Consider the following 19,243-nt stretch of genomic DNA (forward strand, 5'->3'; position numbering starts at 1 on the left):
TAGACAGTACAGGGGACTTGCGCGTTAGAAGGTTAATCCTTTTTACGCGCTTTTTTATTGTGTATTCACCATGTGTTCGGCAAGTTGGTCAAGCGCCTCAATTAACTGTTGTGCTAAAGTAATATCATCAACGGTTTTAAACATGGCTTTTCTCATGCAGTACATCCACTGTGCCTTTAACTCGGGTGTTACTGTGTAGGGAAGATGACGCGCACGCAGACGCGGATGACCAAATTGCTGCTGATAATCATCAGGGCCGCCAAGCCATAAACTCAAATATAAAAAAAACACATGACGAATTCTGTCTAGTGGCTGAGGGTGAATAGTAAGTAGTTCTTTCGCTAGCGGATCGGTCTCCATAATGTCGTAAAAAGCATTTGCTAACTCCCGTACTTTCTCCTCTCCACCTATACGCTCATATGGTGTACTCTTCTTAGAACGATTGTTGCTTTTCTTTATATTAAATAAGTCTCGTATTCCCATGAAAAAATTCGCTGTATTCGGAAATCCTATTTCACAGAGTTTATCACCAACTATTCATCAAATGTTTGCAGATCAAGTGGGAGAAAATATTTCTTATGAAAAAATACTTGCGCCAGTAGACGGTTTTGTAGATGCCGCCAACGCGTTTTTAGCTCAGGAAGGCGCGGTAGGTTGTAACGTCACCATGCCTTTTAAGCTTGATGCATTCAACTTAGCAAAGGTAGATGACCAAGCGGCTAAAGATGCACAAGCTGTTAATACACTAATGAATGGTGGCAATGGTGATGTGCTTGGATACAACACAGATGGTGTTGGGCTGGTAAATGATTTACTCAATAATAGAGCGGAAATTAAGGGCAAACGTGTATTGCTTATTGGTGCCGGTGGCGCAGCCCGTGGCGTCATTTCGCCGTTATTAAAAGCAGGTGCCGCTTCTTTAATCATCGCCAACAGAACAAAAGCGAAGGCTGAGGAAGTAGCATCCGCTTCTTCAAACCCTAAAGTGCAGGTGGTGGCGATAGAAGATATCGCAGATGTTGCGCCTCATATTATTATCAATTCAACAGCCGCCAGTTTAAGCAATGAATTGCCGTGTAGTTTGACTGATGGTGTTTTACAACACTGTGAAGTGGTTTACGACATGGTCTATAAAAACTCACCCACGCGCTTTATGAGAAATGCGGCTGAGCTAGGTGTTAAAACACAAATAGATGGGCTAGGAATGTTAGTTGAGCAAGCGGCCGAAGCCTTCTATATATGGACACAAAAGCGCCCTGACACATCGGATATTGTAAAGCGGGTCAGAGATATCGTTGAGCAAAGCGAGAAGCGAAACTAGTTCGCTTCTTCAAGATATTCATCTTTTAATACTACGTAGTTAATGGCCGATTGTTTTAGGAATGCTATTTCAGCGTCGTTGAGTGGCCTTTTCTTTTGCATGGGGTTTCCTACATAAAGAAATCCGCTCTCTAATCTCTTGTTTGGCGGTACTAATGTACCTGCACCAATGAACACATCGTCTTCAACTATAACACCATCCATTACAATTGCGCCCATACCTACCAGGATACGATTACCTAATTGGCAGCCATGCAGCATACATTTGTGCCCAACGGTAACGTCCTCACCAATAATAAGTGGGAAGCCGTTGGGATTTTTCTCAGATTTACGGGTAACGTGTAAAACACTGCCATCTTGAATATTAGAACGGGCGCCAATACGAATTTTGTTCACGTCACCACGGGCTGCTACTAACGGCCAAATGCTGGCATCATCTTCTAATACTACATCTCCAACTATTCTTGCAGAGGCATCGATGTAAACGTGCTTCCCTAAAATAGGTGAGACACCCTTAAAGCTATCTACTGATTTATGCATTACACACTCTTATAAACGAAGTAGGAAAGTGAATGATGCAAACTTTAACAGCAAAAAAGAAGGGTTGATACTGATAAGCGCCTAGAGAATCCCCAATGCAAACACCGCCCAAGGAATGTCGAAAAGAAAAATGATAGAGTAATGCGTTACGAAAAATATCGAGAAGAATAGATGTCAAAACGCTATGTGTTTTTTACCGGGCTTGCTTATGCATACCCTATATACAGACCTCTACAAGAAGCAATAAGAGCTAGAGGCGATGAAGCTGCGTGGTTTTTAGAGGATGGGTGTCCTGACCTTTTAGAGGCTGATGAGTTGAGGCTTAATAGCGTTGAAGACATTATCGATTTTAACCCTCTCGCAATTTTTGCATGCGGGAATCTCATATTTCACTTTTTACCTGGCATAAAAGTGTCTGTGTTCCATGGATATCCCATAGGCAAGCGAGGAGAAAAGAATAACGAAAAAGATGACCACTTTTCTATTCGCGGGTGGTTTGATATGTACTGCACTCAAGGCCCAAGCAGCACAGAGTATTTCAAGAAGCTCGAAGCAAAACATCAATTCTTCAAAGTGTATCAAACGGGGTGGGCAAAGGTTGATCCTTACTTCCTAGACTATGAGAAGCATAATAAGGCTCCAACTATCCTCTATGGCACAACCTTTTCACAGGGAATTTCATCAGCCCCACATCTGGTTGACACCATAAGCCATCTGGCAAAAAGCAAAAATTGGAATTGGCGATTGACGTTTCATCCAAAGATTAGCGACCAAGCGCTTTTGAATAAGTACCGTGCGTTGGCAGACGAACATAGCAATGTTTCATTTATTGATAATGTACGATTAGAAGACTTCCAGCAATCTGACGTTATGTTGTGCGACAGTAGTTCAATTATCCTAGAGTTTATGTTGATGGATAAGCCTGTTGTTACTTATTGCAATACAAACCCTGGAAAACATCTTTTGAATGTTACCGATGTGAATGAAGTAGAGGGCGCAATAGAAACGGCATTGTCTCGACCTGATGACTTAATGAAAGACGTTAATGACTTTGCTCATTATCATGAAGCATATAGAGACGGACATAACTGCGAGCGGATTTTAGATGCGGTTGATGACTTCAATAACAACTATAAAGATAAAATTAAGAAGAAGCCTTTGAACCTTTGGCGCAAGTTTAGGTTAAGGAATAAGCTGAAATATTGGGAATAGTTGGTATTTTGAGCGTTCAAAACGAATATGACACTTTTTTTAAAATAAGTGTTGACGTGAGCGCTCATTTCCCTAAAATGCGCATCCGCTTCGGGGGAAAAGCAAAACAGCAACCCTCCTGAAGTAAGTCTCTACTACCTTTATAGGCCAGTAAAGACGGGAGTTTAGAAGAAACGCTTCAGAAAATAAATTTTCAAAAAGTGTTGACAACGAAAACTTCCAGCGTATAATGCGCACCTCACTCGAACAGGGTGAGTCACTAAGAAGCAACGGCTTCTAGTGAATGTTCTTTAACAATTTAGACAAGACAATCTGTGTGGGCACTCGTTAAGAGTGTCACATAACGACGATTCATATTTCGATATATTTAATTGAAGAGTTTGATCATGGCTCAGATTGAACGCTGGCGGCAGGCCTAACACATGCAAGTCGAACGGTAACAGGATGTGCTTGCACATCGCTGACGAGTGGCGGACGGGTGAGTAATGCTTGGGAACTTGCCTTTGCGAGGGGGATAACAGTTGGAAACGACTGCTAATACCGCATAACGTCTTCGGACCAAACGGGGCTTAGGCTCCGGCGCAAAGAGAGGCCCAAGTGAGATTAGCTAGTTGGTAGGGTAACGGCTTACCAAGGCAACGATCTCTAGCTGTTCTGAGAGGAAGATCAGCCACACTGGGACTGAGACACGGCCCAGACTCCTACGGGAGGCAGCAGTGGGGAATATTGCACAATGGGGGAAACCCTGATGCAGCCATGCCGCGTGTGTGAAGAAGGCCTTCGGGTTGTAAAGCACTTTCAGTTGTGAGGAAAAGTTAGTAGTTAATACCTGCTAGCCGTGACGTTAACAACAGAAGAAGCACCGGCTAACTCCGTGCCAGCAGCCGCGGTAATACGGAGGGTGCGAGCGTTAATCGGAATTACTGGGCGTAAAGCGCACGCAGGCGGTTTGTTAAGCTAGATGTGAAAGCCCCGGGCTCAACCTGGGATGGTCATTTAGAACTGGCAGACTAGAGTCTTGGAGAGGGGAGTGGAATTCCAGGTGTAGCGGTGAAATGCGTAGATATCTGGAGGAACATCAGTGGCGAAGGCGACTCCCTGGCCAAAGACTGACGCTCATGTGCGAAAGTGTGGGTAGCGAACAGGATTAGATACCCTGGTAGTCCACACCGTAAACGCTGTCTACTAGCTGTGTGTGCCTTTAAGGCGTGCGTAGCGAAGCTAACGCGATAAGTAGACCGCCTGGGGAGTACGGCCGCAAGGTTAAAACTCAAATGAATTGACGGGGGCCCGCACAAGCGGTGGAGCATGTGGTTTAATTCGATGCAACGCGAAGAACCTTACCTACACTTGACATGCTGAGAAGTTACTAGAGATAGTTTCGTGCCTTCGGGAACTCAGACACAGGTGCTGCATGGCTGTCGTCAGCTCGTGTCGTGAGATGTTGGGTTAAGTCCCGCAACGAGCGCAACCCTTGTCCTTAGTTGCCAGCATTAAGTTGGGCACTCTAAGGAGACTGCCGGTGACAAACCGGAGGAAGGTGGGGACGACGTCAAGTCATCATGGCCCTTACGTGTAGGGCTACACACGTGCTACAATGGCATTTACAGAGGGAAGCGAGACAGTGATGTGGAGCGGACCCCTTAAAGAATGTCGTAGTCCGGATTGGAGTCTGCAACTCGACTCCATGAAGTCGGAATCGCTAGTAATCGCAGGTCAGAATACTGCGGTGAATACGTTCCCGGGCCTTGTACACACCGCCCGTCACACCATGGGAGTGGGATGCAAAAGAAGTAGTTAGTCTAACCTTCGGGAGGACGATTACCACTTTGTGTTTCATGACTGGGGTGAAGTCGTAACAAGGTAACCCTAGGGGAACCTGGGGTTGGATCACCTCCTTACCATTACGTCGAAAGACGCACTTGATGCAGTGCCTACACAGATTGTTTTGTTTATATAAAGACTCGCTTCGCGAGTGTCGCGATTAACTGCTTTACCGGAAGGGAACCTTCCTGACAGTTAACCTTCTCGCTAAAGAAGTGAAACCTAGATGTTTCAATATAGAGTGCTAATTAATGATCACATTCATTGATTAGTGTTTTTAGAAGCACTAATGTTCTTTAACAATTTGGAAAGCTGATATTAATAGTAATCAATCAAAATTGAGTAACTGAGAAGTCGAAAGACGTACTTTTTACTCTACTTGACTGAATTGCTTGTTATCAATTTATTGATAGCAAGGCAATTCTTCCGATTAGCTTGTCATTCATGCGACATAACTTAGACAGAAGTCAAAAGGCTGTTTGGGGTTGTATGGTTAAGTGACGAAGCGTATACGGTGGATGCCTTGGCAGTTAGAGGCGATGAAGGACGTGTAAGTCTGCGAAAAGCTGTGGTGAGCCGACAAAATGCATTTGAGCCACAGATGTCCGAATGGGGAAACCCACCTGTTTACAGGTATCGTTACGTGAATACATAGCGTAACGAGGCGAACGAGGGGAACTGAAACATCTAAGTACCCTTAGGAAAAGAAATCAATTGAGATTCCCCTAGTAGCGGCGAGCGAACGGGGAACAGCCCTTAAGCTGTATTGAATGTAGTGGAATCCTTTGGGAAGAGGAGCGATACAAGGTGATAGCCCTGTACACGACGCAATCTTTACAGTGAAATCGAGTAGGTCGGGACACGTGTTATCTTGACTGAATATGGGGGGACCATCCTCCAAGGCTAAATACTCCTAACTGACCGATAGTGAACCAGTACCGTGAGGGAAAGGCGAAAAGAACCCCTGTGAGGGGAGTGAAATAGAACCTGAAACCGTATACGTACAAGCAGTGGGAGCACCTTCGTGGTGTGACTGCGTACCTTTTGTATAATGGGTCAGCGACTTATATTTAGTAGCGAGGTTAAGTGAATAACGGAGCCGTAGCGAAAGCGAGTGTTAACTGCGCGTTTAGTTGCTAGGTATAGACCCGAAACCCGGTGATCTAGCCATGGGCAGGTTGAAGGTTGAGTAACATCAACTGGAGGACCGAACCCACTAACGTTGAAAAGTTAGGGGATGACCTGTGGCTGGGGGTGAAAGGCCAATCAAACCGGGAGATAGCTGGTTCTCCCCGAAATCTATTTAGGTAGAGCCTCGGACGAATTCCATTGGGGGTAGAGCACTGTTAAGGCTAGGGGGTCATCCCGACTTACCAACCCTTTGCAAACTCCGAATACCAATGAGAACTATCCGGGAGACACACGGCGGGTGCTAACGTCCGTCGTGGAGAGGGAAACAACCCAGACCGCCAGCTAAGGTCCCAAAATATTGCTAAGTGGGAAACGATGTGGGAAGGCACAGACAGCTAGGAGGTTGGCTTAGAAGCAGCCACCCTTTAAAGAAAGCGTAATAGCTCACTAGTCGAGTCGGCCTGCGCGGAAGATGTAACGGGGCTAAGCAATATACCGAAGCTGCGGCAGCACAGTTTACTGTGCTGGGTAGGGGAGCGTTGTGTAAGTGGATGAAGGTGAGTTGTAAAGCTTGCTGGACATATCACAAGTGCGAATGCTGACATGAGTAACGATAATGGGAGTGAAAAACTCCCACGCCGGAAGACCAAGGTTTCCTGTCCCATGCTAATCAGGGCAGGGTAAGTCGGCCCCTAAGGCGAGGCAGAAATGCGTAGTCGATGGGAAACGGATTAATATTTCCGTACTTATATAATCAGTGATGGAGGGACGGAGAAGGCTAGGCAAGCTTGGCGTTGGTTGTCCAAGTGAAAGCGAGTAGGCCGAAAACTTAGGTAAATCCGGGTTTTTAAAGCTGAGACGCGAGACGAGCTCCCAAGGGAGTGAAGTTGTTGATGCCCTGCTTCCAGGAAAAGCTTCTAAACTTATGATTATATGAACCGTACCCCAAACCGACACAGGTGGTCAGGTAGAGAATACTAAGGCGCTTGAGAGAACTCGGGTGAAGGAACTCGGCAAAATTGTACCGTAACTTCGGGAGAAGGTACGCCCCTGTTTGTGAACACTTCGCGTGGTAAGCAAATGGGGGCCGCAGTGACCAGGTGGCTGGGACTGTTTATTAAAAACACAGCACTCTGCAAACTCGTAAGAGGACGTATAGGGTGTGACACCTGCCCGGTGCCGGAAGGTTAATTGATGGGGTTAGTTTTCGGACGAAGCTCTTGATCGAAGCCCCGGTAAACGGCGGCCGTAACTATAACGGTCCTAAGGTAGCGAAATTCCTTGTCGGGTAAGTTCCGACCTGCACGAATGGTGTAACCATGGCCACGCTGTCTCCACCCGAGACTCAGTGAAATTGAAATCGCAGTGAAGATGCTGTGTACCCGCACCTAGACGGAAAGACCCCGTGAACCTTTACTACAGCTTGGCACTGAACATTGAACCTACATGTGTAGGATAGGTGGGAGGCTTTGAAGCACAGTCGCTAGATTGTGTGGAGCCGTCCTTGAAATACCACCCTTGTATGTTTGATGTTCTAACATTGGCCCCTTATCGGGGTTGTGGACAGTGTCTGGTGGGTAGTTTGACTGGGGCGGTCTCCTCCCAAATAGTAACGGAGGAGCACGAAGGTTAGCTAATCACGGTCGGACATCGTGAGGTTAGTGCAATGGCATAAGCTAGCTTAACTGCGAGACAGACACGTCGAGCAGGTACGAAAGTAGGTCATAGTGATCCGGTGGTTCTGTATGGAAGGGCCATCGCTCAACGGATAAAAGGTACTCCGGGGATAACAGGCTGATACCGCCCAAGAGTTCATATCGACGGCGGTGTTTGGCACCTCGATGTCGGCTCATCACATCCTGGGGCTGAAGTCGGTCCCAAGGGTATGGCTGTTCGCCATTTAAAGTGGTACGCGAGCTGGGTTTAGAACGTCGTGAGACAGTTCGGTCCCTATCTGGTGTGGGCGTTGGATGATTGATGGGAGCTGCTCCTAGTACGAGAGGACCGGAGTGGACGAACCGCTGGTGTTCGGGTTGTCATGCCAATGGCATTGCCCGGTAGCTACGTTCGGAACGGATAACCGCTGAAAGCATCTAAGCGGGAAGCCGGCCCAAAGATGAGTCATCCCTGACCTTTAAGGTCTGGAAGGGTTGTTATAGACGATGACGTTGATAGGCAGGGTGTGGAAGCGTTGTAAGGCGTTAAGCTAACCTGTACTAATTGCCCGAGAGGCTTAACCATACAACGCCCAAGAAGCTTTGGACTTCTGAGTGTTGTAGACAAGCTAAGCTCTGATAAAGAGCAGCAAGTAAGAGTAAAAAGCAGTTACTCACTGATTGAATTAATATTATCTTTCCCAAATTGTTAGTTATTAAGCAACGATGATTAAATAGGCTCTAAAGAGTACTGTTAGTCCTCCTTGCGCAGAAGTCATGATAAAAAGCATCATGATTCTGCACTAAAAGTTTTTCCTGGCAGCCATAGCGATACGGTACCACCTGACTCCATTCCGAACTCAGAAGTGAAACGTATTAGCGCCGATGGTAGTGTGGGGTCTCCCCATGTGAGAGTAGGACACTGCCAGGTCCCATTAAAAGAAACCCGCCTAACGGCGGGTTTTTTGCTTTATATAGAAGCCACTGTATTTTTATATACTTAGGCTAACAGAATTCAGTGAAGTTGATAGCGTTCAACTTTACGCGGCTAATAAGCTGCAAACCAGTTTTTCCTGGCAGCCATAGCGATACGGTACCACCTGACCGACATGTCGGCCCAGCCCATCCCGAACTCAGAAGTGAAACGTATTAGCGCCGATGGTAGTGTGGGGTCTCCCCATGTGAGAGTAGGACACTGCCAGGTCCCATTAAAAGAAACCCGCCTAACGGCGGGTTTTTTGCGTTTAGAAGTGGTAGGCGTATGACAAGTTTAGAAAGTCCAACCCAGGATTGTCATTGTTAAATCCGCCGTTAGAAAAATGCATATATCGCAACGCTACGTGTTGCTTTTTATCAAGCTCCACAAAGATGCCAATACGATCTTCGAATTGATAATTTGACCCAATATCTTTGCCAGCCACTTCTTGATCACCAATATAACTCGCACCAATACCTGCCTCTATATAAACCGGATATTGGTCATTTAGCGTGGCAACTTGCTTCATAAAAACGGGAGTGATGGATGCAGCATAGCTTGTGCTGTGTGTGTCGTTTTCTCCGTATTCCCAGACAACTGCGCTTACCTCCCAATATAACTTTAAGTCGCCAAACCAGTCGGTTACAAAAGTTTGTTCCAAAGGCCTGTACGCAAACCGCATTCCGTCGATATCATCGAACCCATGCATATAGTCAACGCTTACAGTCTGTCGAGCTTGTACCGAATTCGCAGTAAAAGTGATAAAAAAAGAAAATAGTAGAAATGATATCTTTTTCATAATTGCTCCTTGATTTGGTAATCAATAAGCAAAATTTTCTCCAACAATAAAAGTTATATATATCAATATGATAAGATTTAAAATCCCTGGTTTAAGCGACTGTTTATGTGTTATTTACTGCGGTTATGGAATTATTACAAGGCTGACCACAGAACGTTTTTTGTAAGTCCCTGTTGTTTCATCAGCCGCAGAGTTAACTGCTTGGTTTCTTCAATACCATACTTATTTTTTATTTCATCGATGGTTTTTGAGTTGGAATTAAGAAACGCATTGAGTTCGTGAATAATGTCAGGATGTTTTAGTGTTGAAACGGAGAAAGACACCGTGTTGTAAGGAAGCGTTAGATCAGCAGTGAACTCGCCAATATTAGGATATCGACGAAGAATACGTTGAGCTACGTTGTATTCTATATCCATGGCATTGGCTTTCTCTTTGTTTAATAGTGATAACCCCTCATAGACGCTGTTCACACCAATTACGTTCACGGTATTTTCGCTGATTTGTTTCTTCCATTTAGCTGGGGTAAAACCGTCGGGAATAATGAGGTTACTCACAAAGCTAATGCCCTTACCCTTGTTTTCTGGTTTTACTAACGTAACAGCAAAAGTGTCTACCAGTGGGAGAGAGTAAGCCTTATCAACGCTATATATTATATGGTCGTTCCATCTAGGGTTATCTGGAAAAACGAAATCAACATTCCCTTTTTTTAATTCAATTTGAAGGCGTTTAACGGGCATGCTTAGGTAGATAAACTGGTGCCCACTGTGTTTTGAAAACGCTTCCAGTATGGCCCATCCTAAACCTTTTTCATGGGGTGAAGAAAAGTTGTAATAAGGTGAGTATTCAATATTTTGAGCGCCTACGATGTAGGTCTCGGCTTTAATAGTCGAAGAAAAAAATGAAACACAAAGTATTATCGATATAGTCTGAATAAAACGGTGTGTGCTATTGCCAAACCTCTTCAATTTGCAATCCTTGTTCATTTAAAAGCTGCTGTGTCAGTTTTTCAAAGTCCATTACGCCGTACTTCAACTTAATACTATCAATTAATTCGGGGTTTGAGGATATAAAATCATTTAGTTCAGCAATAACGTCGGAGTGGTAAAGCGTAGATAGAGAGAAAGGTATTTCATTGTGTGGAAGGGTCAAATCTAAAGTAAATACATCTTTCTCAAAATAAAGCGATGAGGAGTGTTGGCTCACAAAATACTCTAAATCGAGGGCGTCTACACGCTCCTGATATAAAAGATCCATTCCCTGTTGAATAGTATTTACCCATATAATCTTAGTACTTTGATTATTTATCCGCATTTGCCAATTAACAGGTGTGAACCCTAATGGCATGGCGAGATGTTTTATCGCCCCAATACCTTTTCCGACATTTTCTTTTTTAACAATAGTTCCTGTCATGGCATGCGTAAGGGGAGAAGAAAAGTGTTTGTCTTTCGACGTAGTAGTGCTGTTATACCATCCGCTGTTGTCAGGATAAACGAAGTCTACATTACCTTTAACCAGTTCAAGCTGAAGTCTTCGTATTGGTAAACTTACGTAAATAAATTCATGTCCAGAAGCGTCGGAGAATGCTTCTAAAACAGACCACGCTACGCCTTTATCAGCGGTGGAGGCAAAGTCGTAATGAGGAAAGTATGCTAAATTCTGAGCCCCAATAATGTACTTTTCAGCATAGACATTAACACTTAGCAGGGAGGCACAGAAAATCATAATCCATCGAATCATTTAAACTCCAAAATGATCACAGTTCTTTACAAAACGCTTTAAGTTTAATCACTTTGGTATTTAAAGCAATTAACTCGCCTCTTGATATAGAAAAAGCACGGGATAAAGAAATTAAGGTGCTATTACTTGAGAGTAAAAATGTCTAATGAAAATCTCGTGAGTTAAGCGATATTTTTTCTAACCAAGGTGTGCGATCAATAAGTTTACCAGCGATAATATGTATCACTCCCTCTTTGGAGCGTTCAATAATGCCATTAACTTGCAAAAGCTTAGCTTTTAAAAAGGTTTGTTGCTGCGCTCTGGCTGTGGATTGCCATACGACGACGTTCATATTGCCAATATCATCTTCTAAGGTAAGAAATGTGACGCCAGCGGCTGTACCAGGCGCTTGACGGCCCGTTACGGCACCAAGAACTTTAACTACTGATTTATTTTTCTTAGTAACGAGGGAATTAGACCAGCTAATATCTTTGAGCTGATGTTGTTGTCGAAGTAATGAAATTGGGTGGTTATTAACGGATAGTCCTGTCGATGCATAATCTTCGAGTAAATTTTCAGCATCACTGGGCGAAACATTTAATGTGCTGATGTTTTCATTAGTATATTTCTCTTCTGCGTCGAACAAAGGTAAGCGCGTTTGCGTATCCATTATTTTCCAGCGTGTTTCATAGCGGTTACCTGAAATGGTACGCAGTGCATCGGCGCTTGCGAGCGCTTCTAGTTCATTACTCTTGAGCGATAGCTGGTGTAGTTGTTCTACATTGACGTATCCCTTGTTAGACCTATTCTTCACAAGTTGTTGGGACGACGTTTCGCTAAGCCCTTTGATAAGCTTAAGACCTAATTGTATGCGCTTTTCTTGGTTTACTATAACTAGGGTATGTTCAGTGTCAGATTTGTTCACACAGGGAGCTTCTACGTGAATATTATGCCGCTTTGCATCTTGCACTAGCTGTGACGGCGTGTAAAAGCCCATTGGCCAGCTGTTTAATAACGCCACATAAAACTCTACAGGGAAGTAAAACTTAAGCCAGCAAGATACATAAGCCAATACTGCGAAAGAAGCGGAATGCGACTCTGGAAAGCCATACCCTGCGAACCCCTTAATCTGTTCAAATAAGTTATGAGCAAAAGTATTGTCATAACCTTTATCTGTCATACCTTTGATTAGCTTGTCTCTAAACTCGAAAATCCTTCCGTCCTTTTTCCAGCTCGCCATAGCGCGACGAAGTTGGTCAGCTTCACCCCCACTGAAGCCTGCGGCAACCATAGCAAGTTGAATGACCTGCTCTTGGAAAATAGGTACGCCCATAGTACGGGACAGCACCTTTTCGACTTCTTTTGAGGGATACTCGATAGTTTCGTTACCGTGACGGCGTATTAAATAAGGGTGCACCATATCCCCCTGAATTGGTCCTGGCCGAACAATGGCAATTTGTACTACCAAATCATAGTACCGACGAGGTTTTAACCTTGGCAGCATAGACATTTGGGCCCTTGACTCTATCTGGAAAACGCCGACGGTATCAGCGCGACAAATCATATCGAAAACCTGTTTGTCATCGCCAAGTTTAGTGATGAAGGGAATGCTTGTCTGAACGGGGTATTGCTTATTAATGAGGGCAAAAGCCCGGCGAATAGCGCTTAACATACCCAGAGCCAATACATCGACTTTTAATAGACCTAGTGTTTCTATATCGTCTTTGTCCCATTGAATAATCGTGCGAGCTTCCATCGCTGCGTTTTCCACAGGAACTAAGTCATACAAAGGGCCCGCGCTTATCACAAACCCGCCTACATGCTGTGACAAATGCCTTGGCGTGCCCAATAGAGATTCGGTTAAGTTAATAAGCTGTTGTACTCGTTTCTCTTGCGGATTTAAGCCGAGGTTGGCTAGTTGGGACTTCCACGGTATAACGCTATCCCGACGGTTTATTTGCTTAACAACAAAGTCCAGTTGAGATTCGCTAAAGCCTAGTGCTTTTCCCACATCTTTAAATGCTGATTTAAAGCGGTAACAAATTACCGTCGCGGCGATAGCGGTTCTTTCTCTGCCGTACTTTTTATAAATATACTGAATAATTTCTTCACGGCGTTGATGCTCAAAATCCACATCAATGTCAGGCGGTTCATTGCGCTCTTTTGAAATAAAGCGTTCAAAAAGTACGCTAATTTGTCTAGGGTCAACGGCGGTAATTTCTAAACAATAGCAAACCACAGAGTTCGCCGCAGAGCCACGACCTTGATATAGGATGCGCTGTTGTTTGGCAAACTGGACGATATCGTAAATTGTTAGAAAAAAATATTCATACTCTTGCTCGGTAATCAGCGCAAACTCTTTTTCAATGGTCTGCCTAATTTCCGTAGTAATACCTTCTGGAAAGCGAATTTTAATCCCTTCTTCTACACGCTCTCTTAAATAAGACGTAGGTGTGTAGCCTTTGGGAACAAGTTCCGCTGGATATTGATAGCGCAGCTCCTCCAAAGAAAACGTAAATAATTGGCTAAGAGCATTAGTATTCGCCACCCACTTTTCAGGATATAGCTTCTTAATTTTATGTATGGTGCGTAAGCTACGTTCTGCATTACTTAATGCACTTCTTCCTATCTCGTCAACGCTGGTATGAACTTTTGTGGCGTGCAAAATATGCTGTAGTGGCAACCTATCTGCGTGATGCATCAATACACCCGTACATGCAATAACAGGAAATGAGTAGGTAGATTGCAAAGCGTTATAGTGCGCAAATCTATGATGATCACGTCCATCTAGTAAGCGCTGCGCACCTATGTAGACGTCTATGCTGGGGTGCTTTAGCAGCCATTCTGCCCAATGTTTATCTTGGGTTTCCTTCTCACTGGGCAACCAGATAAATTTACAGTGTCGAATGGTGCGCAAATCCCATTCGGCTAGTTGATATTCACCTTTTTCAGAACGGCGCCTTGCATTAGTGATGATTCGGCATAGCTCACTGTAGGCAGCCTTATCTGGGCACAACAATACAAAGGATAAGGTCTCATCAAATACAAAGTAACTGCCCACAATAAGCTTGATAGGTAATTTTTGGTGGGTAATTTCATCGAAGGCTCGTACTATGCCTGCTACAGAGCATTCATCAGTAATAGCGAGAGCCTCGTAGCCAAGAAAAGACGCTGTGGTAACTAGCTCAGCAGGAGAAGAAGCCCCGCAAAGAAAGCTATAGTTGCTTTGACAAAATAGTTCGCTGTACTTCATGCTACCGTGCTTACCCTAACCACATATACCTAACAAAAAAGCCCTTGTACCCACCATCGAGATTCTTCATCTTTAAACACCAATAACCGGACACTCTGAGAGGTCTGCGCAATGAAGTAATCGCGCTTAGCAGGACGGTCGTGCCACCATTCGCTATTTAACCGTAAGGGCCCAAAACAAATTTGTGTTGGTTGAGTAAGTGGCATAGGAACATCAAAGGTAAAAGTAGGCGCAGTATCGCAAGCATAAGCATATTCAGATGCGTTCGGTTCGGTTACCGTCATATATTCAAACTGATGACTGTTGGCTGCGCGAGGTTGAAAAGTGCTTTTATCACCTAGTTTAGCGTTTAAGCGGCCAATGAGTTGCTTTTGTGCCACATCATTAAATCGATCGCTGAAAAAGTCGCCATTATGAGTATCTATTTCTTCAAATTGATGGCATTTAAGCTCAACAGCAGTAGCGGGTTCAGGCAATACAAGGTTTTCAATTTTAAGGGTAAATAACGGCAGCCAGCTTTTAACAGAAGACTGAGGTAGCGCAGATTGGATCTCAATATTCATGGGCGGCGCTTCTCTAAATTGAATGTATATGGCCACGTTTGATGTGTATAAATTTCTAGCTCGTAAATAATGAGATAAATGCTCAAGTTGTTGAGTCACAAAAGGCGTTAAGTGCTGTATGTTTTCTACGTCAAAGGGTAACAGTAAGAAGTTATCGAAGCGCTCTAGCGGCCTAAATAGCGTAACGCGGGGAAACGTCTCTCCTCTCAGTGCAGTCAGATACATAATGGTGTTATTGTCAAAGCGTCGACCTAGCTCTTGGACAGGCATGGCGAGTAACTGTTGCACTCTAGTAATTCCCACTCTAGCCAGCGACTCTATAACTTTAGGCGCCAGTGCAGTAAGAGAAAGAGGGCATGCATTTAACGCTTTTTTTATGTCATCAAGTGTATATACGTAAGTGCTGTACTTTTGAAGTGCCAGTACCTTTGCCGCTTCTATTGTCCACGCACAGCCAAAGTGGTAACGAACATCAGACTCCGATAACGCCTGCGTGAGGGTTTTCCATAGAGGCTCATGGCCACCGTAGTAATGGATTAAATTATCTAATCTTATAGCTAGTCCGCCTGCAGATGTGTGACTATCTAGCACAATGTCTGATGCCAGCGGATAAAGCCGATGTGCTAACTGCGTTAGCATATGTCTTTCGTTTTCTTCATTGAAAGGCAGTACATGTACATAAGGGCATAGTGCAGCCGCTTGCGCTAAACCATGCCCGATTTCAATGCCTTCTTTCTTTGCAATATCATTGCATTGAACAATTTTATTTATCTTACTGCAGTAGACGACAACGGGTGTGCTTAAAGGTAGTGACGAACCTTTATTGTTAGCATCATTACAAGACTCTTGATAATGCGCAGCTTTGCGCCTAGTCGCTCTATTATGACTATCTAAAGTAAGTTGGTAGCAGTAAATATAAGCCCATAGCATGGTCAGCTCACAGAGTGTAGCGCCTGATCAGAAAGCGTATTGTGCGTCATTGCCCACTTAATGGCGTTATTATCAGGCGTCCATTTGTGTGAAATAACAATGTTATCTTTAGGCCATCCATGACGCTGTTTGCGAATATTTACCGATAAAGCGTGCGAGGTTCCTTGCAGATAAAGATCTAAAGTAATAGGTAGCGCATCGTCGCTATAAGCTTGGGCGCTGCTTAATGGTCTGTTTTGTTGTTTACTTGACGATGACAGCGGCGGATGCACCGGAGTATAAAGCAAGCATAGGGCATCATTATGCGTCGCAGCTACCTGTAAACGGCGGGCTTCCTTTTGGCTTATTGCATTACTCCACAGCACCACGCAATGACAAGCTGTACTTTTTAGGCATTGCTCTGCCGCCCACAAGGACTCTTGCTGTGTATGCGTTTTTACTACAAGTACTTGTTGCGTCTTAAGGCCTAAATTTTCTAACCACGGCGACTGCAAACGCCCTGGAGGATTGATAAATACAACGAGTTTATGAGTACGATGCAGGCATATTACGTCTTTAAACAATGAGAGTTCACCAACGCCCGTTAGAGAAGCTATACGTACTAAGCCTGTAGAAGCAACGCCACCGTTAAGCGCTTTATCTAATAGCGGAAAACCTAATGAAAACTTTGTTTCATTTTGCTTTTGTTCTCTGGCCCGCCAAATATGAGGGTGGTTGTTAAGCATGGATAACGGTTTATTCATAGCACTCAAAATGAACTGTATTTATATACAGTATTATAGTGCAGCAATGATCCTTTTCAAGATTAAAGGCTCAAGCCTTGAAGCTTTTAATGCTAACTTATTGATTAGTTTGAAAAGGTAAAAGATTAAATCTTTAAGAAGAAGGGAGGTGTCAAGGGGCAGACGAGTATTTAAATTTTCAATTCAAGACAAAACAGCTATTAAGGCCTGCTGCTCTTTACCATACAGCAAAGAGCCGCCAGGCCCTGATAACGCTCTACTTGTGTTAATCAGTAAGCAGAACTAGCTTTCTTGTAAGGCCGCTGCAGATTGATTGGCTTTAGTAGTATTTATCGGTGCAGTAACCGTTTGGCAAAACGCGATAAAACCATCTGCTGTATTTTTTGCCCATACCATGCGCACATTGCTGGGCAGTGTTTTTACCATATCGCGAACCTCTTCAAGCGTTACGTCCTCATTCAGCAACGCTTTATTTAAAGACTCTTCAAGCGACATACCTTTCTCACAGCACGCCATTACAATGGTCGAGAAATTTCGCATTAGCGAGTGAAGTATTTGATAGTGCGATTGTTCGATAAGACGACTTTTATAATCACTTTCTACGCGTGCAGTAAAGTTCTTTTCTAATGCGTCTGTGACGAGAACAAGATTGCGATAAGCATAAGTTACTTTGCTGCTGGTTTGCTTATTTGAATGGCGCAATAGCGCCAATTCTTTTTGTAAGTTCTGCGTTCGCAGTACCAAGTAAATTAAAAACAGGATAAGTAATCCAATAACACCAAATGCAACGAACATCTTATTTTGCCTTTTGCTTTTCTATAAACGTATTTATGTGTTGTTCTAAAATAAAAAGTGGGACAGACCCATTTTCCAAAACGGCGCGATGAAATTTACGAACATCAAAACGCTGTCCTAGTGCAGTCTCTGCTTTTGCACGAAGCGCTTTAATTTTAATTTCGCCAATTTTGTACGATAACGCCTGTGCAGGCCATGAAATATAGCGGTCTATTTCTGTATTAACGTTGTGCTCAGAAAGCGCGGTGTTTTCCATCATGTAGTCCACCGCTTGTTGACGGCTCCAGCCCATCGTATGCATACCAGTATCAACCACTAAACGACACGCACGCCACATTTCGTAGCTTAAGCGGCCAAAGTTGTCATAAGGCGTTTCGTAAATACCTGCTTCTATGCCCAAAAACTCAGAGTACAGACCCCAGCCTTCACCAAACGCTGAAATATAGGTGTTACGACGTACCATAGGTAAGTTTTCAAGCTCTGCTGCCAACGATATTTGAAGGTGGTGGCCAGGCACTGCTTCGTGCAAGGTCAGTGCAGGCAATGCATACAAAGGGCGCTTATCGAGGGCATACGTGTTTACCCAGTAATATCCTGGCTGATCATCGCGGCTAGGATGAATATAACGGCCCGTTGTATATTTAGGCGCGATAGCGTCTGGTACAGGCGCTACACCGTAAGGCGTTCTTGGCAGATACTCAAAGAGCGAAGGAAGCTTTGCGTCCATTTTCTTTGCAATAAATGACGCCTCTTTCAGCAAATCTTCAGCGCTGGTGGCATAAAATTGCGGGTCTTCCCGTAAAAATGTAATGAAGTCGTTAATGTCGCCATCAAAGCCAAGCTCATCCACAATTTGTTGCATTTGCGCGCGAATGCGTTTTACTTCTGATAACCCTAAATCATGTATTTCCTGCGGCGTCATATCAGTAGTCGTGTAATGCTTTGCTCTATTAGCATAATACGCCACACCATCAGGCCAGTTATTTGCGGCAATATCTTTACGGGCATTGGGAATGTATTCATCTACCATGAAGTCGTAGAACATTTGATATGCAGGCAACACGCTGTTGTTTATGGCTGCCTTACCCTGTTCCGTTAGCGCTGATTTTTGTTCGGCAGTAAAGTACTCAGGAAACCGGGTAAATGGAGAATAAAAGCCACTGTCTTCAGCCTTTTCAACAATGTAAGACGCCACTGAGTTTTCAAACCCTTTCAACACGACTTTAGGTTGCGTGTAGCCTTCTTTTAGCGCCTGTTTCATGTACGCAATTTGTTGGTCGAAGTAAGGCTTTAGCGCGCTTAGACGGCTAATGTAGGCTTGATAATCTTCTACGCGCTTAAAGGTTGATAAATTAGGAAGCGAGGCCATCGCACCGTGGAAGCCATATTCTGAATTGATGGGTACCAAGTGCGCGCGATACATATATTCGTCCACATAATTAGCTAAACGATATTGCTGCATTAGCAAGGCAATATAAGCGTCAGTAGAGATATTCTCTTTTTCATACTGACTTAAGGCTTTTTGAAAAGCGCGCCATTGCTCATCTTGTGCTTTCAAAGCTTTGGGAGAGTTATCTGGTAACACGTGAGCGAGTGAAGTATCGCCTTCTCTGGAGGCTAAAAGTGGCGAAACCGAAAGCTCGTATTGCCAAATTTCATCGAGAAGTTGGTACAAGCTTTCATCGTTCAATTCTTTTGCTGTGGTGCCTATACTGCAAACTAATAGTAATGCCGCGAATACGTAGCGATACATAGGGATCTCCGGCAACCTTTACCGGCTGGGTCC

At 44.1% G+C, this 19,243-nt stretch carries 12 protein-coding genes and 4 rRNA genes; 6 read left to right on the forward strand and 10 right to left on the reverse strand.

The annotated features are described in order from the left end of the window. Positions 1-54: 54 nt before the first annotated feature. Positions 55-483: a group II truncated hemoglobin gene (locus ACM0P2_RS00150; protein WP_159118816.1), complete on the reverse strand. Its 429-nt coding sequence runs from the start codon at positions 481-483 to the stop codon at positions 55-57. Between ACM0P2_RS00150 and aroE the strand changes: the two genes are divergently transcribed. Then, positions 482-1,321, forward strand: a complete 840-nt coding sequence (aroE, locus tag ACM0P2_RS00155) for a shikimate dehydrogenase (protein ID WP_159118818.1) — start codon at positions 482-484, stop codon at positions 1,319-1,321. The genes ACM0P2_RS00150 and aroE overlap by 2 nt on opposite strands. Here aroE and ACM0P2_RS00160 read toward each other — a convergent pair. After that, the gene (locus tag ACM0P2_RS00160) at positions 1,318-1,860 is read right to left on the reverse strand and encodes a gamma carbonic anhydrase family protein (RefSeq protein WP_159118819.1); all 543 of its coding nucleotides are present in this window, start codon (positions 1,858-1,860) and stop codon (positions 1,318-1,320) included. The two genes, aroE and ACM0P2_RS00160, sit on opposite strands and share 4 nt — an antisense overlap. 171 nt (positions 1,861-2,031) lie before the next feature. Between ACM0P2_RS00160 and ACM0P2_RS00165 the strand changes: the two genes are divergently transcribed. The 5 genes from ACM0P2_RS00165 to rrf (ACM0P2_RS00185) all read left to right on the forward strand — a co-directional run bounded on the left by ACM0P2_RS00165 (position 2,032) and on the right by rrf (ACM0P2_RS00185) (position 8,886). Next, a complete protein-coding gene (locus tag ACM0P2_RS00165) occupies positions 2,032-3,072 on the forward strand; it encodes a UDP-N-acetylglucosamine 2-epimerase (protein WP_159118821.1) in 1,041 nt (346 codons plus the stop codon). Positions 3,073-3,440: 368 nt separating this feature from the next. Beyond that, a 16S ribosomal RNA gene (locus ACM0P2_RS00170) occupies positions 3,441-4,973 on the forward strand. A gap of 414 nt (positions 4,974-5,387) precedes the next feature. Continuing rightward, positions 5,388-8,268, forward strand: a 23S ribosomal RNA gene (locus tag ACM0P2_RS00175). Positions 8,269-8,497: 229 nt separating this feature from the next. Continuing rightward, positions 8,498-8,613, forward strand: a 5S ribosomal RNA gene (gene rrf, locus ACM0P2_RS00180). Positions 8,614-8,754: 141 nt separating this feature from the next. Next, positions 8,755-8,886: ribosomal RNA gene (gene rrf / locus ACM0P2_RS00185) — 5S ribosomal RNA — on the forward strand. The 16S, 23S and 5S rRNA genes sit together here, the layout of an rRNA operon. A 40-nt stretch (positions 8,887-8,926) precedes the next feature. Here the strand turns inward: rrf (ACM0P2_RS00185) and ACM0P2_RS00190 are convergent. The 8 genes from ACM0P2_RS00190 to ACM0P2_RS00225 all read right to left on the reverse strand — a co-directional run bounded on the left by ACM0P2_RS00190 (position 8,927) and on the right by ACM0P2_RS00225 (position 19,210). Then, positions 8,927-9,457, reverse strand: coding sequence for an acyloxyacyl hydrolase (locus ACM0P2_RS00190; protein ID WP_419227079.1), 531 nt, complete (start codon positions 9,455-9,457; stop codon positions 8,927-8,929). 134 nt (positions 9,458-9,591) lie between these two features. After that, entirely contained in the window at positions 9,592-10,422 is an 831-nt protein-coding gene (locus tag ACM0P2_RS00195) for a hypothetical protein (protein ID WP_159118366.1), read from the reverse strand. Then, positions 10,403-11,194 carry a hypothetical protein gene (locus ACM0P2_RS00200; protein ID WP_159118365.1) on the reverse strand — a complete coding sequence of 264 codons (792 nt, stop codon included), beginning with the start codon at positions 11,192-11,194 and terminating at the stop codon, positions 10,403-10,405. The genes ACM0P2_RS00195 and ACM0P2_RS00200 overlap by 20 nt, the downstream gene beginning before the upstream one ends. A 142-nt stretch (positions 11,195-11,336) precedes the next feature. Continuing rightward, positions 11,337-14,426, reverse strand: a complete 3,090-nt coding sequence (locus tag ACM0P2_RS00205) for an error-prone DNA polymerase (protein WP_159118364.1) — start codon at positions 14,424-14,426, stop codon at positions 11,337-11,339. Positions 14,427-14,455: 29 nt separating this feature from the next. Beyond that, positions 14,456-15,919: a Y-family DNA polymerase gene (locus tag ACM0P2_RS00210; RefSeq protein ID WP_159118363.1), complete on the reverse strand. Its 1,464-nt coding sequence runs from the start codon at positions 15,917-15,919 to the stop codon at positions 14,456-14,458. Positions 15,920-15,921: 2 nt separating this feature from the next. Continuing rightward, positions 15,922-16,662 (reverse strand): recombinase RecA, encoded by a 741-nt coding sequence (locus ACM0P2_RS00215; protein WP_159118362.1) that lies wholly within the window; start codon positions 16,660-16,662, stop codon positions 15,922-15,924. 282 nt (positions 16,663-16,944) lie between these two features. After that, positions 16,945-17,457 carry a hypothetical protein gene (locus ACM0P2_RS00220; RefSeq protein WP_159118361.1) on the reverse strand — a complete coding sequence of 171 codons (513 nt, stop codon included), beginning with the start codon at positions 17,455-17,457 and terminating at the stop codon, positions 16,945-16,947. Position 17,458: 1 nt separating this feature from the next. Further along, positions 17,459-19,210, reverse strand: coding sequence for a DUF885 domain-containing protein (locus ACM0P2_RS00225; protein WP_419227080.1), 1,752 nt, complete (start codon positions 19,208-19,210; stop codon positions 17,459-17,461). Positions 19,211-19,243 lie beyond the last annotated feature (33 nt).

The sequence above is a fragment of the Alteromonas sp. OM2203 genome (assembly GCF_048517045.1).
In the GTDB taxonomy this organism is placed as follows: domain Bacteria; phylum Pseudomonadota; class Gammaproteobacteria; order Enterobacterales; family Alteromonadaceae; genus Alteromonas; species Alteromonas gracilis.

Excerpts from the sequence above, each read along its gene's own strand:
- aroE (WP_159118818.1), top strand. The coding sequence starts at position 482 with ATGAAAAAATTCGCTGTATTCGGAAATCCTATTTCACAGAGTTTATCA.
- ACM0P2_RS00150 (WP_159118816.1), bottom strand. The coding sequence starts at position 483 with ATGGGAATACGAGACTTATTTAATATAAAGAAAAGCAACAATCGTTCT.
- ACM0P2_RS00160 (WP_159118819.1), bottom strand. The coding sequence starts at position 1,860 with ATGCATAAATCAGTAGATAGCTTTAAGGGTGTCTCACCTATTTTAGGG.
- ACM0P2_RS00165 (WP_159118821.1), top strand. The coding sequence starts at position 2,032 with ATGTCAAAACGCTATGTGTTTTTTACCGGGCTTGCTTATGCATACCCT.
- ACM0P2_RS00190 (WP_419227079.1), bottom strand. The coding sequence starts at position 9,457 with ATGAAAAAGATATCATTTCTACTATTTTCTTTTTTTATCACTTTTACT.
- ACM0P2_RS00200 (WP_159118365.1), bottom strand. The coding sequence starts at position 11,194 with ATGATTCGATGGATTATGATTTTCTGTGCCTCCCTGCTAAGTGTTAAT.
- ACM0P2_RS00205 (WP_159118364.1), bottom strand. The coding sequence starts at position 14,426 with ATGAAGTACAGCGAACTATTTTGTCAAAGCAACTATAGCTTTCTTTGC.
- ACM0P2_RS00210 (WP_159118363.1), bottom strand. The coding sequence starts at position 15,919 with ATGCTATGGGCTTATATTTACTGCTACCAACTTACTTTAGATAGTCAT.
- ACM0P2_RS00215 (WP_159118362.1), bottom strand. The coding sequence starts at position 16,662 with ATGAATAAACCGTTATCCATGCTTAACAACCACCCTCATATTTGGCGG.
- ACM0P2_RS00220 (WP_159118361.1), bottom strand. The coding sequence starts at position 17,457 with ATGTTCGTTGCATTTGGTGTTATTGGATTACTTATCCTGTTTTTAATT.
- ACM0P2_RS00225 (WP_419227080.1), bottom strand. The coding sequence starts at position 19,210 with ATGTATCGCTACGTATTCGCGGCATTACTATTAGTTTGCAGTATAGGC.